Annotated in this window: 15 protein-coding genes and 1 pseudogene; 8 read left to right on the forward strand and 8 right to left on the reverse strand. The window is 59.7% G+C overall.

The features are described from left to right. Positions 1–99: 99 nt before the first annotated feature. Positions 100–1,161, reverse strand: coding sequence for a MerR family transcriptional regulator (locus VJ651_RS05130; protein ID WP_324106399.1), 1,062 nt, complete (start codon positions 1,159–1,161; stop codon positions 100–102). 242 nt (positions 1,162–1,403) lie between these two features. Between VJ651_RS05130 and VJ651_RS05135 the strand changes: the two genes are divergently transcribed. Beyond that, positions 1,404–2,612: a hypothetical protein gene (locus tag VJ651_RS05135; protein ID WP_324106400.1), complete on the forward strand. Its 1,209-nt coding sequence runs from the start codon at positions 1,404–1,406 to the stop codon at positions 2,610–2,612. A gap of 84 nt (positions 2,613–2,696) precedes the next feature. On the opposite strand, the gene VJ651_RS05140 is transcribed toward VJ651_RS05135, so the two are convergent. Continuing rightward, entirely contained in the window at positions 2,697–2,972 is a 276-nt protein-coding gene (locus tag VJ651_RS05140) for a hypothetical protein (protein ID WP_324106401.1), read from the reverse strand. A 155-nt stretch (positions 2,973–3,127) separates the two neighbouring features. Between VJ651_RS05140 and VJ651_RS05145 the strand changes: the two genes are divergently transcribed. Next, complete coding sequence (locus VJ651_RS05145) at positions 3,128–4,108, forward strand: 2-dehydropantoate 2-reductase (RefSeq protein ID WP_324106402.1); 981 nt, start codon at positions 3,128–3,130, stop codon at positions 4,106–4,108. A gap of 226 nt (positions 4,109–4,334) precedes the next feature. On the opposite strand, the gene VJ651_RS05150 is transcribed toward VJ651_RS05145, so the two are convergent. The 3 genes from VJ651_RS05150 to VJ651_RS05160 all read right to left on the reverse strand — a co-directional run bounded on the left by VJ651_RS05150 (position 4,335) and on the right by VJ651_RS05160 (position 6,712). Continuing rightward, complete coding sequence (locus VJ651_RS05150) at positions 4,335–4,721, reverse strand: hypothetical protein (RefSeq protein WP_324106403.1); 387 nt, start codon at positions 4,719–4,721, stop codon at positions 4,335–4,337. Between the two features lie 54 nt (positions 4,722–4,775). Then, positions 4,776–5,402 carry a 3'-5' exonuclease gene (locus VJ651_RS05155; RefSeq protein ID WP_324106404.1) on the reverse strand — a complete coding sequence of 209 codons (627 nt, stop codon included), beginning with the start codon at positions 5,400–5,402 and terminating at the stop codon, positions 4,776–4,778. A gap of 68 nt (positions 5,403–5,470) precedes the next feature. Next, complete coding sequence (locus VJ651_RS05160; protein ID WP_324106405.1) at positions 5,471–6,712, reverse strand: hypothetical protein; 1,242 nt, start codon at positions 6,710–6,712, stop codon at positions 5,471–5,473. A 358-nt stretch (positions 6,713–7,070) separates the two neighbouring features. On the opposite strand from VJ651_RS05160, the gene VJ651_RS05165 reads away from it, so the two are divergent. Both VJ651_RS05165 and VJ651_RS23605 read left to right on the forward strand, forming a co-directional pair. Continuing rightward, positions 7,071–7,190: a VOC family protein gene (locus tag VJ651_RS05165; protein WP_414691312.1), complete on the forward strand. Its 120-nt coding sequence runs from the start codon at positions 7,071–7,073 to the stop codon at positions 7,188–7,190. Further along, positions 7,145–7,243, forward strand: a pseudogene (locus tag VJ651_RS23605) (VOC family protein); the annotation flags it as partial. The gene VJ651_RS05165 and the pseudogene VJ651_RS23605, both read left to right, overlap by 46 nt. 276 nt (positions 7,244–7,519) lie before the next feature. Here the strand turns inward: VJ651_RS23605 and VJ651_RS05170 are convergent. Continuing rightward, complete coding sequence (locus tag VJ651_RS05170; RefSeq protein ID WP_324106406.1) at positions 7,520–10,645, reverse strand: response regulator; 3,126 nt, start codon at positions 10,643–10,645, stop codon at positions 7,520–7,522. 396 nt (positions 10,646–11,041) lie between these two features. On the opposite strand from VJ651_RS05170, the gene VJ651_RS05175 reads away from it, so the two are divergent. The 4 genes from VJ651_RS05175 to VJ651_RS05190 all read left to right on the forward strand — a co-directional run bounded on the left by VJ651_RS05175 (position 11,042) and on the right by VJ651_RS05190 (position 15,391). Beyond that, positions 11,042–11,458: a hypothetical protein gene (locus VJ651_RS05175; RefSeq protein WP_324106407.1), complete on the forward strand. Its 417-nt coding sequence runs from the start codon at positions 11,042–11,044 to the stop codon at positions 11,456–11,458. Further along, positions 11,455–12,936 carry an ATPase domain-containing protein gene (locus VJ651_RS05180; protein ID WP_324106408.1) on the forward strand — a complete coding sequence of 494 codons (1,482 nt, stop codon included), beginning with the start codon at positions 11,455–11,457 and terminating at the stop codon, positions 12,934–12,936. Before VJ651_RS05175 ends, VJ651_RS05180 begins: the two co-directional genes overlap by 4 nt. Positions 12,937–12,945: 9 nt before the next feature. Then, positions 12,946–14,691, forward strand: coding sequence for a putative bifunctional diguanylate cyclase/phosphodiesterase (locus VJ651_RS05185; protein ID WP_324106409.1), 1,746 nt, complete (start codon positions 12,946–12,948; stop codon positions 14,689–14,691). A 403-nt stretch (positions 14,692–15,094) separates the two neighbouring features. Continuing rightward, positions 15,095–15,391, forward strand: a complete 297-nt coding sequence (locus VJ651_RS05190; RefSeq protein ID WP_324106485.1) for a PAS domain S-box protein — start codon at positions 15,095–15,097, stop codon at positions 15,389–15,391. Positions 15,392–15,560: 169 nt separating this feature from the next. Here VJ651_RS05190 and VJ651_RS05195 read toward each other — a convergent pair whose 3' ends face one another. Both VJ651_RS05195 and dmpH read right to left on the reverse strand, forming a co-directional pair. Beyond that, positions 15,561–15,752: a 2-hydroxymuconate tautomerase gene (locus VJ651_RS05195; protein WP_324106410.1), complete on the reverse strand. Its 192-nt coding sequence runs from the start codon at positions 15,750–15,752 to the stop codon at positions 15,561–15,563. An 11-nt stretch (positions 15,753–15,763) separates the two neighbouring features. Then, positions 15,764–16,552: a 2-oxo-3-hexenedioate decarboxylase gene (dmpH, locus tag VJ651_RS05200; RefSeq protein WP_324106411.1), complete on the reverse strand. Its 789-nt coding sequence runs from the start codon at positions 16,550–16,552 to the stop codon at positions 15,764–15,766. Positions 16,553–16,563: the final 11 nt, after the last annotated feature.

Genomic DNA, 16,563 nt, shown 5'->3' on the forward strand with positions numbered 1-16,563 from the left:
GTGAACTGGTCACCCAGCATGGAAATGATCGCGCCGGCCGCCAGCCAGCGAAAGTTGCGGTCCTGAAAGAGCTTCTTGTCTTGATCGTCGTTTGCGGGTTTACCCATGGGAAGTTCCTGTTCTTCTGTGTGGTTGTCTGACAAGATGTCCGATGCCCTCTTCCAGGAAGGCAATCATCTCTTTGCTGACCCCGGTGCCGATCAGCAGATCCGGCTCTTTCTCGTGGGCCAGCCGGATTTTTTCATGGAAGGCGGGATTGTCTCCCCATACCGCGACACCGACCGCCAGCCATTCGGCGCACAAGCGCTGCCCGGCCGGATCGCGCGGCACGACGCCCTGATCCAGCATGTCGCGCAGCTCGGCAGAGAGTTCAAGCCAGCGCGGCCGGCATTTTGCAAACTGCTCCAGCGATGGCTGCATCGGGATATCACCCAGGTACTTGCGATAAATGCCCATGCGATACGTCATCGATGCGGTCGCCATGTAGTCGATCATCGCACCATCGACCCCGCTCAGCGCCTGCACCGCCGATTCATTGCGATGCATCGCATCGAGCTTCCTGATCAGGCGCGGATCGCCGCCCATGCGTTCATGCACCAGTGCCATCCACGGCAGCGACAAGGCTTGCACTTCCGCGCTGTCGGGCGGGACGTTGCGATCCATCAGGCCGCGGATCTTCGCGATCAGCGCTTTCGATTGCGATGTCACTTCCTTGTTGGCGGCGTCGCGCAGAACACGCAAGGTCGCGAGCTCGTCCCTGGTGAAGTACTTGTCGTACATCGACATCATTTCCAGCGTCACCAGCCAGTCCGACAGGTCGGGCTCGACATTGCCGGCCACGTGTTTCAGCAAGCCCTGCAACCGGTCGCGCAAGGCGATGGTGCGGCGTGCCTGCAAATCGAGCAGCGCGATCTGCTGTTCGATCACGGTCTGCAAGTCGGTACTGTCGCCTTCCAGCAGCGAGGCGATGTCGGCCAGCGACAGGTCGAGCCGGCGCAAGGCCTGGATTCGATGCAGGCGCTCGATGTCGTGGCGGTCGTACAAGCGGTAACCGGACTCGGAACGCCCCGACGGACACAGCAGCTTGATGGCATCGTAATGATGCAGCGTACGCACCGTCAGCCCGGTGCGTTTGGCCAGCTCGCCTATTTTCAGCAGCATGCGTTTTCTCTCCTTGACGACAGCATAAAGTCTCACGCCACGTGAGGGTCAAGCGTCTTCGTCGTGTCGCACCAGTATAGCGACGACGGCCGGGGGGAAGCGCAAGGAGGCGAACTTGTAACAGTCTGTGCGCCGTTTGCCGCGCCGTTGAGTGTTATCAAAGGAGGCGTGTTGCCTGTCAGCGATGATGGCTCAAAGCACAAGAAATCAGGGAGCTTTTCTTTTTCTTGAGGTGGTCTGTGTTGCATGCAAATCTACGAAGCCGAATCAGCGCAGTTCTAATTTCTGTTTTTCTTGCCGCCTGTGGCGGCGGTAGTGGTGGGAGCGGGATCGATACCGCACAATCCGCCAGCCAAACAACATCACCGCAGCAGAGTCCCACCCCCGCGCCCGTCGTCGGCGGCGTTTCTGAAACCAAGCCGGCTGCAGGCAGCGCCGCCAATGAACCCGCCGCCGGCAGCAACACTACCAATACTTCCACCAGCCAGGCCGACGCGACCAAAGCGCGCTTCAATCATCCGGTCGGCATCGCAAGCGACAGCAACGGCAATCTGTATGTCGCCGATTCCGGCAATTACACCATCCGCAAGATCGCCTCTTCAGGCGTGGTCACGACGCTCGCCGGTTCCCCCGGCATCAGCGGCGATGCGGACGGCACGGGACCCGCGGCGCGCTTCGGCAATTTGAAGGGCCTTGCAGTCGATGCGGCCGGCAATGTCTACGTGGTCGACAGCAACGCGATTCGCAAAATCACGCCAAGCGGCGCGGTAAGCACCGTGGCGGGCACGCCCGCCGCAAGCGGTGACGCTGACGGCAGCGGTGCCGCGGCGCGCTTCAACCAGCCATGGGGAATCGCCTCGGATGCGGCCGGTAATCTGTATGTGGCCGACGGCGGCAACTATCTGATTCGCAAGATCACGCCCGCCGGCGTGGTGACGACGTACGCCGGCAGGCGCGGCATGCGCGGAACCGCCAACGGCATGCGCGACGCCGCGACCTTCCTCGGCCCGCAAGGCATCGCGATCGATCCGGCCGGCAGCCTGTATGTCACCGATTGGTACGGCCCGCCCGCACCGAACATCCCGCAAGGCAGCACCTTCATCCGCAAGATCGCGGCAAGCGGCCAGGTCAGCACCATGGCCGGCAACTTCAACGGCGAAGCCGGACCAGCATTGTTCCTCGATACCTTCGCCATTACCGCGGATGCCTCCGGCAACGTCTATCTCGCCGCCGGGCGCAGCGTGCGCAAGGTGAGTTCTTCCGGTGCGGCCAGCACCATCGCAGGCCCCACAGACCAGTTCGATTCGTTGTACGGCATCATGATCGGCGGCGCGGGGAACCTGTTCGTCGCGGACACCTCGGCCAATGCGATCGACAAGGTGACGCCGGACGGCAGCATCACGCTGGTCGCCGGAAAGCCGGGCGAGGCCGGCAGCGCTGACGTGCCGTAAGCCACGCCTTCTGCCTGTCCGCTGCATAAAAAAAGGCCGGCTATCAAAGCCGGCCACAAGTAATGCACCAAGGATGGTGGGGAACTACTCGTATTTTCCGTGTGCAAGCAGGTTCATCAGCTTGTCGACCTCGCTGCGATCCTGCATTTGAAAACTGTTGATGAATTTCTGATACGCCTGCGGATCGGATTTGCTGCGCTCGGCGAACTCGTCGACGGACATCGGTTGCGGAGCGGGTTGGGTGACGACCGTGACCGGCGTTTGTGCGGCGCCCGCAAGTCCGATGGCATGCATGATGTCGGGACTGCGCCATGCAAGGCCGCAAATCGCCACAAGCAACATGAAGAGCAGCTTCTTCACCCTATCCTCCGAAACCGGCATCAAAACAGGTTCAAAAGTTACCACACGCTCACCCTACGATACATACCATGAACATGTGAATCCCGACATCGCGCAAGCAATTGCGCGAGGCGTTACACTTCCCTGCGCATGAACAACAGCTGTCAAGGAAGAACATGAAGATTGCGATCTATGGTGCTGGCGCCATCGGCGGCCTGATCGGCGCACGACTGGCAGTTGCCGGCTGCGAGGTGAGCGCCGTCGCGCGCGGTGAAACGCTGGCCGCACTTAAGGCCCATGGCATGCGCATCCAGGCACAGGGCACCATCAGCAGCGTGCCGCTGCGCGCGCATGCCGATCCTTCAGCGCTCGGCGTGCAGGATGTGGTCGTCATTGCGGTCAAGGCCACCGCATTGCAGGAAGTGGCAGCACGCATCGCGCCGCTGCTGGGGCCGGACACCCTGGTCGTCACCGCGATGAACGGCGTTCCCTGGTGGTTCTTTGCCGGCGACGAACTTCCCTACGGCGGCACGCAGCTGCAATCGCTCGATCCGGGCGGCGCATTGCTGCGTGCCATCCCCTTCCGGCAAGTCATCGGCTGCGTGGTACACCTGTCGAGCTCCTGTCCGCAACCGGGACTGGTTCGGCTGGGCTTCGGCAATCGCCTGATTCTCGGCGAACCGGCGGGCGGCCGCTCGACGCGTGTCGATACGCTGGCCGCGCTGCTGCAGCGCGCCGGTTTCGAGACCGAGGCGAGCGCCGATATCCGTACCGATATCTGGTACAAGCTGTGGGGCAACATGACGATGAATCCAGTCTCGGCACTGACCGGCGCGACCTGCGACAGGATTCTCGACGATCCGCTGATCCACGATTTCTGCCTGTCGGCGATGGCGGAAGCGGCACGGATCGGCGCGAAGATCGGTTGCCCGATCAGCCAGAGCGGCGCGGACCGCATGGAAGTCACGCGCAAGCTCGGCACATTCAAGACCTCGATGCTGCAGGACGCGGAAGCGGGCAAGTCATTGGAAATCGACGCACTGGTCACCGTGGTGCACGAGATCGGCAAGCTGGTCGGTGTGCCGACACCTTCGGTCGATGCCTTGCTCGGCCTGGTGCGCCTGTACGGCAAGGTGCATGGCTTGTATCCGGGCTAGGGCTGTCCACGGAAGGCACGGAAAAAAACCCTGGGATTCTTACCTTTTTGTGGGGCACACCGAGTGTCTTTTGCATCTATTAGAACAAAGGCTTCTGCGCTATGACAGGCAAATTAGGGCGGTTCGCAAAAGACAAAATAGGGTTTCTTTCCCTGATTTCCGTGAACAGCCATAGCGCTCTCGGCGCATCTGCTCAAATCGTCTGGACGCCCTACTAACGCAACATTCAGAAGCACTGTATCCAGTTGCCGTTGCTCTGACATGGACGGCCGTTCTTGTCGAGGAAGGTGCCGCCGGTCCCGCCTTCGTAACGGCGGCCGTCGCTCCAGCATCCGCCCGGGTCGCAGCTGATCACGGGGGCCGGAGCACCCGGCGCGACCGGTGCATTGTTCGGCATGGCGGGCGGCGGGATGCGCGGCGTGGACACTTGCGGCAAGGGCACATGGCCCGGCAGGCGGGTCAAGGGCGGCCGCGGCGCTGGGGGCGGCGCGGTAGGCCGGTCAGGAAAGGTCGCCACATCGCGCGGTGTGTGCGACGGGATCTGCACCGAGGTGCATCCGGCAAACAGGATCGCCAGTGCAGAGAGAGCAGGACGGACAGAACGCGCGGACATGCGTGAGGACCAGTTCAGAAATCGTTTCCCGTGTAGACCACACCCGTGGTCGATCTATCCGTGACCGCGCAACTCGCGCTCCAGAAAATCCGGCACCTTGGCAGCACTCAGCGCGCCCACCTTCGCCAGCAGCCGCGTGTCGATGCTCGCTACCCCGTAGGTGCGGCGCAGATGTTCGCCGATGTGGAGCAGCACATTCGCGCTCACCTCCGCGTCCGCCTCCGCGCGGTGGGCCGTGCCCCTGAAGCGGATACCGAGCGAGGACGACAGGGTGCCGAGCTTGTAACTCGGCAAGCCGGGAAACACGCGCCGCGACAGTTTCAGCGAACAGATCAGGCTGCGGTGTTCCGGCTCCAGGCCGAGGTCGCGGCTTTCTGCCCGCAGGAACTTTTCGTCGAAGCTCGCGTTATGCGCCGACAGCGCGTCGGTGCCGATGAAGCGCAGCAACTCCGGCATCACGCGCGACACGCACGGCGCGGAATCGACCATCTGCTGCGTGATGCCGGTCAGGCTGGTGATGAAGGACGGCACGCGCACATGGCAGTTCACCAGCGAGACGAAACGGTCGACGATGCGCCCGCCTTCGATGCGCAAGGCAGCCACTTCCGTGATGCGTGCGCCGGCGGCCGGACTGAGGCCGGTCGTTTCGAAGTCGAGCATGATGATGGGGTCTTGATACATAAACGGCTCTGCGATGAAGCAGGAAATTCTTCCGGCTGCGAGCGCCGAAAGAATTTCCTGCGTGAATATTATTTCCCGAACAAGCCTTTCAGCAATTTGACCGGATTGGGCAGATTCGGTGCCTGCTGCTCCTCTTCGCCGGCGCTGGCGGCGTCGCTCGCGCCCTGCCTTCCTGCGCGCGGCTGACGACCGCCGTCCTCCATGCCGAGCATGGTCATGCCGGTCGACTTGATGCGCACCCGCGCGGTCCACTCCGGCTGCCAGTCCGCCGGCGCCTTGGCCGGCCGTGCCGGATAGGACAGATTCAGTTCCGGTCCGTAGGCAATCATGTTCAGCATCGCGCCCTCGGCCTTGTCGAAAATGCCCTTCGGCACGGTGCAATTGACGGTCGACGGCGCAAGGATGACTTTCTGCTGCAGCAGCTTTGCGATCTGCGCCGGCGCCTGATAGGCCATCAGGCTCCAGCCGTTCTCCGGCTTCTCGCTCGAACTCCAGAAGATCATGTCCTGCGCGCCGTCCGGTCCCGATACCGCGCCCTGCGCCTGCAGGAAATAGCCCTTCGCATTGTCCATCGCATTCCATGCCACCTGCACGCCATCGCTCGGCATGCCTTGGGTACTGAGCTGCGCCCTGGGCAGGAAGTCATGCGCGGCGCCGACATTGAATCTGAGGCTGGCCGGCACGCCATCGCCGCTCACTGTGTGCTCGCCCACCAGCGAGGCATTGTCCGGCACACGCTTGCTGTCGCGCTCGTTCGGCCACAGCGAATGCCCCGGTCTGCCCTGCACGCCCTTGCTCGGCGCGCCATGGCTGGAGAAGAACTGTGCGAACTCCGCATAATCCTGCTTGCCCAGATCAAGCACCTTCGGCTGGCCGGGACGGATCGTGTTGCCGCAACCCCAGTACAGCAGGATGCGTCCTTTCGGTTTCTCGGCTTCGCCCGGCCCGTCGCTGCGCATACCCTGCGCCTCCTGCTTCGGCCGGTACGGCATCAGCAACAGCGAGGAACCCATGTTCATGCCGCCGGGGATCGCATGCGTGCCTTCGATGCCCGACGGATGCGCGCGCACATACAACTCGGCATCCAGCAGCTTGCCGCGCTCGCCCATGCCCGTCGACCGGCCGAAACTATTGCCCATCAGCCCGCCCAGCATGCCGCCCATGCCGCCCTCTTCCGGCATGCCGGGAATCGACATGTTGCTGGTGGACAGATCGACCCAGTATTGCGCAGCGGGGCCGCGCGTTTGCGCTTGCGCCGCGACGGCGAACATGGTCAGACAAAGGGTGAAACCGAGACGGGCTGTGGACATTGTTGTTCTCCCTGGTTTGCTGAGGTGTGTTGCCACTTTTCCGGACGCAGGCAGGTGCTCAGCGTGCGCGGACCACGGCGAATTCTGACAGAAAAGCCGCACGCGGAATGGAATCGGCCTGCAATATTTTCCGCGCGGGAGCAGGAAACATCTTGCCCGGGAACAAAGGAGGAGACGGCAATTTGACGCGGCGATTTGGCCCCTCCGCCCTTTCTGGTGATGGCGATCTCCTGCGCTGACCGGTCAGTGGCGGGCGACCAGGCGAGTGCGCTACCGTAAGGACCATCAACTGCTTTGAATATCGGGCAGTCTTCATGGCTTGCCTCATGGACTTTTTATCATCCGTCGGAGAACGAAAATGGTCAGCAACAACACGATTTGTCTCTGGTTCAACGGCACTGCCGCAGAAGCCGCGCAGCTCTACGCCGAGACGTTTCCGGGCAGCGCGCGGCGACCTGGCGCGCTTTCGAGGCGATGATGCAGGCGGGGAAGATCGATATCGCTGCGATCGAAGCGGCTCGGCGCGGTTGACGCTCCTTGATCGTCGTATCCCGCTGGCAGACAACGGCTGGGTTGGATGGGGTGCGCCATTCAGCAATTGGCCAGAAATCCCGGGCAAGGCATTCATGCCGGCCACTCACTGAATTTGATGCAATTTTTGCGCCGGCCAATTCCAGACGCTGAAATAGCGCCGCTTCGTCGACAGCTTTCGTCGAAACCGGTCATTCGGTCTTGAAAGCGGCCATCAGCTCTCCATCGAGACCCGGGGCCTGCTGGCAATGAATAGAAGACCTTTACACCTCACCGTCAAACCACCGATTCTCCCGCGTCGAACTGTTCGATGACCTCACCTAGAGCATGCATCGCATGCTGCAGATCATCAAGCAAGGGCAGGACTACTTCCGTATGGCCGTTACGAAGCGCCGCATCGGCTGCTCTCGCCAAGCTGGCAAGCCTTGGCGCCTGGAGAATACTGGCAAGGCCGCATAAGCCGTGCAGGAGCTGTCCGGCCTCATGCAAATCCTTGGCACTAAAACGGCGGCGTGCTTCATCGACATCCTTGTGATGGGCTGTAAAGAACGCGCGCAACAGTTCGCCGCATTTTCCCCTGTCTCCGCCGAAGGTTTTCAACGCGCTGGCGACATCCAGGACGGGCAGGCCGCTCGCCGGAATTGCGCTTTCAATGAAGCGCCGACGCGGTGCGCCTGGTCGACTTGGCGGGCCACTCTCGCCGACGATAATATCGAGCAGATCGTCGACATCGATCGGTTTTATCAAATGTCCTGCCATACCAACGGCCCGCGATTCTTCGCGGTCCTCGGCCAGAACGCGGGCGGTGACGGCGATAATGGGAAGATCAACCCAGCCCATCTCGTTGCGGATAATCCGTGTGGCCATGTAGCCGTCCATGACCGGCATCTGAATGTCCATCAGAACCGCGTCAAATGGCGCACCGGGCGAGCGCAGCAGCTCGACTGCGGCGAGTCCATTCGCAACGATCACCACCTCGGCCCCGGCACGAATCAGGAGTTGCTCGGTGATCTCCTGGTTGATCGCATTGTCTTCGGCGACGAGCAGACGCAGGCCGGCAAGGCGTCGGTCTGTTTTCTCCGCTGGCGGGAGAATGTCTGTGAAGTCGCCTGCGTGCGTTCTCCTCACCGCCTGCAGCAAAGCTTCCGGGGTCATGGGCTTGGCAAGGATTCCATCGAGATAGAGATCATCACTGGCGGCGGCGGCTTGCGCCAGCTCCCAGATGGACGGCATCAGGATCACCTGCGGCAGACCGATGTCAGGGGAGCCACAAGCCTGCCTGAGCATCTCGATGCCATCCATGCCCGGCATGCGCCAGTCGATCAGCATCAGATCGTAATCGCGGCCTTCGGCTGCACTGTGCCGCAGCTCGTCCAATCCGGCCGGGCCGGAGTCGAGCGCAGTCGTATGCCAGCCGAAGGCGGTACAGGCACGTTGCAGGATATCTCGGGTCAGAGGATGGTCATCGACGATCAGGATGTTCAAGCCGGACGGGATATTTTCCGGCACCCCCACAGCTTCGCCGCCCGCAAGCTCCAGCTCGACGGCGAAGTGAAACTCGCTGCCCCGGCCCGGTATGCTATCGACGCCAATTTCTCCGCCCATCAGTTTGGCGAGACATGTGCTGATCGCCAATCCGAGCCCGGTACCGCCGTACTGACGGGTCGTTGAGCTATCCGCTTGTGTAAACACGTCAAAAATCGGAACCAATTGTTCAGGCGGAATGCCAATCCCCGTGTCGCGGACGGCGAATTTCAGTGTCAGCGAGCCAGCTTGGCGGGCGAGACAGTGCACCGAGACGACTATTTCGCCCGCCTCGGTAAATTTGACAGCATTGTTGATGAGATTCAACAGTATCTGCTGAAGGCGCAGGCGGTCGCCGATCAGGAAGTCCGGTATGTCTTGCGCCAGATCGAACAACGCCTCGACAGGTTTGTCGCGAATCCCGGCTGAGAGGATCGCGCCTGCCGTGCGCAGGACCGCATTCAGAGAAAATGGCGCTCGCTCCAACCGAAGCGCACCGGCCTCGATCTTGGAGAAATCCAGGATGTCGTCGACGAGCGCACGCAGTGCTTGCGCAGATAACTGGAGCTTGTCCGCATACTCACGCTGACGGCGGTCCAGCGCGGAGTCGACCAGGAGCCCGGACAAGCCGACCACGGCGTTGAGCGGAGTGCGAATCTCGTGGCTCATGGTGGCAAGGAAGGCGCTCTTGGCGCCATTGGCCGCTTCAGCGTCCAATGCCTTTGCCACGAGCAGGCCATTGAGTGCGGCGATTCTCTTTGTCCGCTCCTCGACATACTGTTCCAGTTGAAGTCGAGTCTCCTCCAGTGCGCTGCGGCCGCGCAGCGATCTCAGGCCGCGGCTCAGGTTGCCGGCCAATTCTTTCAGCAGTCGCATTTCTTCCGCGTCGAATGAATCTGGTTCTGCTGAATGGAGCATCAGCACTCCCCGAGCCTGATCGTCAATAGTGAAAGGTAATGCGGCGCTCGCCTGACAACCTTTCCGGGCGGCAGCCGTACGCAATGACGCGATCATCGGATGGTTCGGGCGGTCGTGGCTGACCTGGGGCGTCCCGGTCCTGATCGCCCTTTCCGCCAGCCGACGGTCTGGATCCTGCCCGCCATCCGATGGAAGCACGATGCCTTGCATGCATTCTTCGGGTGAGCCGCATTGCGCAACGGGAGTGACATTCTTCCCGCTGTCCTGCCCTTCCACTCCGACCCAGGCCATTCTGTACATGCCGGATTCGACCGCCAGGCGGCAGAGTTCGTCAAACAGGTCGTTCTCATCCGCGGCGCAGACCATGGCCATGTTGCAGTCGCTGAGCAGGCGGGCCTTGCGATGAAGCCGCTTCTGCCTATTGCGCAGCTTGCCGAGATAACCGCCCATTATTGCCACCCAGGCGAGCGTGCATGCGATCGCGATCGACTGCAATAGCTCCATGCGAAGGTTCAGCGACTGTGGCTTGAAGCGCCAGAGCAGGCCGGTCAGCACGCAGTAGGCCGTCAGCATTCCTGCGGCATGCATCAGCAGAGCCCGCATGGAAAGCCGTGGCACGCCGAACAGAAGAATCATCGGCAGGATCGCCAGCAAGGCCGCTCGCCCCTCTTCGGCCGCGTACATGGTGTACAGGACAACCAAGCTTGCATTCAGCATTTGCAGGTCGGTCAGACTCGGGTCGATGAAACGACGATTGAGCCCGGAACGAAAGACAAGGTAGAAAGCAAGATAGGACAGCACGACGAGAGCGGCGCTCTGGCGGAATGCGGTATCTGACAGGATACCGAGCGCAAAGCAGGCAATCAGCAGCGCAATCGCCAGAAGAAATGAGCCGGCCGCGATGAGACGATTTTGCGCGCGCGTCGTTTCGCGGTCGCCGTCCGGATAAATCGAACGCATGCGGCATGTTCTCCTTCGAAGCAAACTCGACCTCGATTTCTGATGTGAGAAACTTGGCAGGGGTAGATGCGGCCCGGAACGCCAAGATGCTGGCGCCATTTGTTGTGAATGTGCACTGTACTACGAAACCACGCCGTATCCGGCTTGTTTACGATCGAAGTGCGCACCGGCATCTGCGCGGGATCAACTCGAACCTTGCCGCACGGAATATAATCAATCGCCGATGCATCCTGCTATCGAATTGCTCGCCACAATTGGCCGATCAGGCTGGAATCAGGGGAAATGGTATTAGGCCAACGACTTGGCGCCATATCGATCATAATAGCTAGCCCCGAGCGAACGGGATTCTTGTTGGTTTTAGCGGCTCGTGCCACACCCTAGTGTTAAGTCTCTCCAATGGATAAAACCGACGCGCGGCGTAAACAGATTGCTGACATCATTGCCGCCCTGCCCGACACCGATGGCACAGGCGTTGTCGAACATCTTTTTGAACCTCTCAGGATCGAGCTGACCTCGCTTATCAGCGACGAGGGCTTTCGTTCCATTTTTGAGCGTAGTGCTTTTCTTGCCGGTCGCAAATTTGCATGGTTGAGTGTGGAGCAGCCTTTATCAGGCGCATCGCCGCTTGACGATCTAAAAACCAGGCTGGCACAACAAGAGTCCACGGAAGCGAGAGCGGCATGCACGGCGTTACTGCTGCATATCAGTGACCTGATGGCGTCCCTGATCGGTGAGCTTCTTACAATCGATATTTTGCGTTCAGCCTGGGGTAAGGATGCTTTGGGTTCATTGGGCGAGGAGTTTCAAGCATGAGTAACAATGTACACATCACGCGCCTTGTCACGGGCATTCCGGGCCTGGATTCCTTGTTTGGCGGCGGCATTCCGGAGTTCTCCTTCAATCTGATTGCAGGGACGCCCGGATCCGGAAAAACGACATTGGCGCATCAGATGATGTTTGCGCTGACAAGCGCAGAATCCCGCTCCCTGTTCTTCACCGTGCTGGGAGAACCGTCATTGAAAATGTTGCGGTACCAGCAGCAGTTTTCTTTCTTTGATTTTAAAAAGTACAGCGAGTCGATCCGCTTCGTGAACCTGGCGGACGACATTCTGGATGGCGATTACGATCGGGTGCTGGCGCGTATTCTGGCCGAGGTGAAAGCGTATTCGCCCAGCTTCGTATTCGTGGATTCGTTCAGATCGATCGTGCAAGCGGCCGATTATCAGCCTAAAGGCCCGACCGACCTTCAGCATTTCGTTCAACGCCTTTCGATGCAAATGACGAACTGGCAGGCAACCAGCTTCCTCATCGGCGAATACATGGATGACGAAGCGCAGGCAAGCCCCGTCTATACCATCGCGGACGGCATCATCTGGTTATCGCAGAACAAGAACAGAAATTCGATTGTTCGCAAAATCCAGATAGTAAAAATGCGCGGGCAGGCGAACAGCCAGGGGTCCCATACGTTTCGCATCGACGGTGATGGGATACACGTCTTCCCGCGTGCCATGGTTGAACCAAACGAGATCAAGCGCCAGACGGCGAGGATACCTGCGGCAAGCAAGCGATTGTCAACCGGCGTGGCGGAGCTCGACAGCATGCTGGGCGGCGGAATTCCGGCGGGTTACTCGACGTTATTGGTCGGCCCATCCGGCTCCGGGAAGACTGTATTGGCAACGGAATTCCTTGCCGAGGGCGTGCGTGTCGGCGAGGCCGGGGTGATCGCGGCGTTTGAAAAGAGCCCCAATCAGCTATTGAGCCACAAGCTCGATGACCTGATACGGACCGGGCATGTGGGCCTGATTGATACACATGCGCTTGATTTGTCGATCGATGAAACCCTGCATGAGCTCGTCTCGACCATTCGCCGGCTCAATGCGAAGCGCGTGGTGATCGACTCCTTGTCCGGTTTCGAACTTGCACTGGCGCCCGCTTTTCAGGAAGACTTCCGGGAGTCGCTTTATCGACTGGTTGCCGTCCTGACGGGAATGGGCGTCACGGTATTGATGACAACGGAACTCGAAGACCGGTATAGCGATCTACGGTTCAGCCCTTATGGTAATGCTTTCCTTGCGGACGCCATCATCTTGCAGCGCTATATCGAACTGGAGGGCGAGTTCAAACGCGTGATTTCGGTGATCAAGGTGCGTGGCAGCAAGCACAGCAAAGCCCTTCGACTGTTCGATATCGAAGAGGATGCCGTTGTTATTGGCAGCCCGCTATCCGAATACGAAGGCATTCTGTCCGGAAAGCCGACAAGTCTGTTGCGGGGAGATCGGACAACGGACTGAGGTGCAAAAATGCGCAAGGACGGTAGTAAGCACCGCGACTCTGGCGCCGATCAGACTCCGTTAATTCCGGAGCCGCAAAAAATGGATCCGGCAAGTGACGTTGCTCAAGCGTCGCCAAGCCCCTCATCGCCGGCCCTGTCTCAGGGAAGTGATCTCGCATCCAGGGAAGTATCCGCGGAAGCGCGCGAATCTGCCGTCAAGATGCGAGAGCGCACAGCGGACATGCGCGAATTCGCCGCGAAGGTCAGGGAGGCTGAAGCGAGCTCCCGCGAAAGTGCTTCAAGCGCGCGTGAAAAAATCAATGCAGATAAAGAAGACTTGCAGAACGCGCTGGAGGAACACGTTACCCGCTTGCGGGATGTCAACAAGCGTCTCGTCATTGCAAATGTCAATGCACAGATCCTGACGGATCAGCTGCAACAAGCCAAGACGCAAATGGCGCATCTCGCGCATCACGATTACCTGACAAATTTACCCAATCGAATTCAGCTTGAAGACAACCTCACGCAAGCGATCAAGTTTGCGAAACGCCATGGCACCAAACTGGCCCTGCTGTTCATGGATCTGGATCGTTTCAAGGTCGTCAACGATTCGCTGGGCCATGATATCGGCGACCAGCTGCTTCAGGCCGTCGCTCAACGCCTGCGCACAAGTGTGCGTGACTCCGATACGGTTAGCCGTCAGGGTGGAGATGAATTCATTGTCGTGCTGACAGATGTTGGTCGCCTGGATGAGCTGGTCACAAGCGTCAAAAAAATCCATCACATCGTTACTGAACCCTACGTTATTGCGCAGCATGTCCTTCACATTGGGGCAAGTATCGGGATCAGCCTCTACCCCGACGATGGCGCTGACGACGAGACATTACTCCGACATGCCGATGCCGCCATGTATGCCGCCAAGGAAGGCGGGCGCGACAATTATGCGTTCTTCGAAAATGCGATGAACGAACGTGCGGTAGCGCGCCGGCAGATGGAAGCGAGTCTGCGCGAAGCGATTGCCCGGAACGAGTTTGTCCTCCATTACCAAGCTCAACACGACCTTAAGACTGGCATTATTACAGGCGCCGAAGCGTTAATAAGATGGCGCCATCCAGTCGACGGCCTGCTTTACCCTGCAGGCTTCTTGCCATTCGCACAGGAATGCGGCGCGATGCTGCCAATCGGTCGCTGGGTACTGCGGAATGCCTGCGAGCAGACTCGCAGATGGGAAGACGAGGGCCTGACAATCGACGTCATTGCGGTGAACCTTTCGGCGCCAGAGTTCGAATCCAATGATTTTCTTCAATACCTCCTGACAGTGCTTCATGAAACCGGCATGGCGCCACATCGCCTTGAGCTGGAACTCACTGAAAGCGTCTTGATGCGGGATTGCGAAGCGACAGTCCAAAAACTCAATACCCTGAGGTCGTTGGGGGTTCGCGTCGCCGTTGATGATTTTGGCACCGGCTATTCCAGCCTGAGCTATTTGAAACGGTTTTCGATCGATACCTTGAAAATCGATCGATCATTTGTGAGCGATGCCCGCTCCGGGATAGACGAAATTTTGGTGGATGCCGTCATCACTATCGGAAACCGGATGCAGCATCAGGTGATTGCCGAAGGGATCGAAACAGCAGAGCAGCTTGAATACCTTCGAGCGCATCAATGTACGACCGGACAGGGATTCCATCTTGGCGAGCCAGTCAATGCCGACGACTTTACTCGCATGCTGAAAACCCATTCCCAGGATCAGCGGCGTGCGCCGTTGATCTAAATGGCAGGTCTCGCAGGCGAACAAGTGGCAGCTGAAAACCATGGGGCCTCTTGCAAAACTATTGTTGACAAATGCTGTCCCATATTCATGAAATATGCGATTGAAAACGAATACATGCGCGCATGTTGATGACCTTGCTCGTTTGAGTGGCCAGGCGGGTCGAGGATTGGGGTGTTGCAACACATTGCCGAAAAGCGGGGTTGCATTTGGCAGGAACGACAGGCGCTCGACACAGTCGCAGTGCCGATCGGATCAGGGATGGCTGCTTTGAGTTCGAGTGTCATCGACCATATAAAAAATGGAGGATACTGAAGCTTCTGCGCTTTTCAGTCTCGATCTCCTCGCCCGGATTGCGGAGTCTCAACCAGCTATTTGTCACGGCCGGCCTGGTTAGTCGCGAGCAATTCCGCGTCTTTGTGCAGCCTTTGAGCGCATTACCGGTTATTCCTCCACCGAAGTGCTGGGCCGCAGCCTGAGTGTCTTGAAGAGCCATTACCGCGACCAGCAAAATACTCAGGTAACCCGCGCCGTGCTGCGCGAGAAGCGTGAAGACCATGCGGTGCTGCGCACCTACCGCAAGGATGGCATCATGTACTGGAATGAAATGCACATTTCACCGGTCAGGAACGACGCCGGCGAGGTCAGTCATTTCGTGGCGGCGCAATACGATATAACGGAGGCCAAGCGCCACGAGGCGTAACTTGCGTTCCAGGCCACCCACGACATGCTGACGGGATTGGCCAACTGCAATCTGCTGCGCGACCGGCTCAATCTGGCCATCGCCGATTCAGAGCATGCATGTTGACTCCAGCTTGCGTCGCTCACCTCGCTGAGCAAGCGGACGCAAGCATGCCTTGTTGTAGTCTGCGCTATCTTCCCAGCTCGCCGGCAGTCTTGCCGCCAATCCCGAAGTGCTCCTTCGGCATTTCGGTCAGGATCACGCGCACGCTCTCGGGCTTGGCGCCGATGGCTTCGTACATGGCTTCGGTGATCTTCTGGATCAGCAGGCGTTTCTGCTCGACGGTGCGGCCTTCGAGCAGGTGAATTTGGCAGATTGGCATGTGAAGTCTCCTTAAACGAATCGCATGTTGACGCTTCCCAGGTCCTGGATGCGCAGCGTGACATTGTCGCCCGCATTGACGGCCACCGCTTCGGTGATGCCGCCGGACAGGATCAGCGTTCCGGCCGGGATTTCCTCGCCGCGCTCGCCGAGCAGGTTGGCGAGCATCGCGATGGCCGCTGCGGGATGGCCGAGCACGGCAGCGCCGGCGCCGAGCGATACCACCTGCCCGTTCTTTTCCATCACCACGCCGAGCGTGCGCAGGTCGAGGTTGTCGACCGGGGCCATGCGGCCTCCGACCACGAAGCGCGAGGACGAGCAATTGTCGGCCACCACGCTCTTCAAATCGAACTTGAAGTCGCGGTAGCGCGAGTCGATCACTTCGATCGCCGGCATCACGAAGTCGGTTGCCGCCAGCACGGAGCCGATGTGGCAGCCCGGCCCTTTCAATGGCGCCTTGGTGACGAAGGCGATTTCCGGTTCGACCTTGGGATGGATCAGCTCGGACATCTTCGCTTCGCCGCCTTCCGGCACCGCGAAGTAATCGGCGAGGAAGCCGAACACCGGCGTTTCCACGCCCATCTGTTTCATCTTCGCGTGCGACGTCAGGCCGGCTTTCAGGCCGACGATGCGCGCGCCGCGCGCGATCTTGCGGCGCTTGATCTCATCCTGGATTGCATAGGCGTCGTCCCAGTCCATCTCGGGATATTCGTCGGTGATCTTCAGCGTGTCGCGCGCTTCCAGCTCGCAGGCTTCGAGGTGCGCGGCGAGGGTTTGTATCGTGCTCTTGTCGAGTTTCATTGCCTTTTCCT

The sequence above is a fragment of the Noviherbaspirillum sp. genome, assembly GCF_035254865.1.
Classification (GTDB): Bacteria; Pseudomonadota; Gammaproteobacteria; order Burkholderiales; family Burkholderiaceae_D; genus Noviherbaspirillum.

Coding starts and splice junctions, on each gene's coding strand:
- VJ651_RS05130 (WP_324106399.1), bottom strand. CDS start 1,161: ATGCTGCTGAAAATAGGCGAGCTGGCCAAACGCACCGGGCTGACGGTG.
- VJ651_RS05145 (WP_324106402.1), top strand. CDS start 3,128: ATGAAGATTGCGATCTATGGTGCTGGCGCCATCGGCGGCCTGATCGGC.
- VJ651_RS05150 (WP_324106403.1), bottom strand. CDS start 4,721: ATGTCCGCGCGTTCTGTCCGTCCTGCTCTCTCTGCACTGGCGATCCTG.
- VJ651_RS05155 (WP_324106404.1), bottom strand. CDS start 5,402: ATGTATCAAGACCCCATCATCATGCTCGACTTCGAAACGACCGGCCTC.
- VJ651_RS05160 (WP_324106405.1), bottom strand. CDS start 6,712: ATGTCCACAGCCCGTCTCGGTTTCACCCTTTGTCTGACCATGTTCGCC.
- VJ651_RS05165 (WP_414691312.1), top strand. CDS start 7,071: ATGGTCAGCAACAACACGATTTGTCTCTGGTTCAACGGCACTGCCGCA.
- VJ651_RS05170 (WP_324106406.1), bottom strand. CDS start 10,645: ATGCGTTCGATTTATCCGGACGGCGACCGCGAAACGACGCGCGCGCAA.
- VJ651_RS05175 (WP_324106407.1), top strand. CDS start 11,042: ATGGATAAAACCGACGCGCGGCGTAAACAGATTGCTGACATCATTGCC.
- VJ651_RS05180 (WP_324106408.1), top strand. CDS start 11,455: ATGAGTAACAATGTACACATCACGCGCCTTGTCACGGGCATTCCGGGC.
- VJ651_RS05185 (WP_324106409.1), top strand. CDS start 12,946: ATGCGCAAGGACGGTAGTAAGCACCGCGACTCTGGCGCCGATCAGACT.
- VJ651_RS05195 (WP_324106410.1), bottom strand. CDS start 15,752: ATGCCAATCTGCCAAATTCACCTGCTCGAAGGCCGCACCGTCGAGCAG.
- dmpH (WP_324106411.1), bottom strand. CDS start 16,552: ATGAAACTCGACAAGAGCACGATACAAACCCTCGCCGCGCACCTCGAA.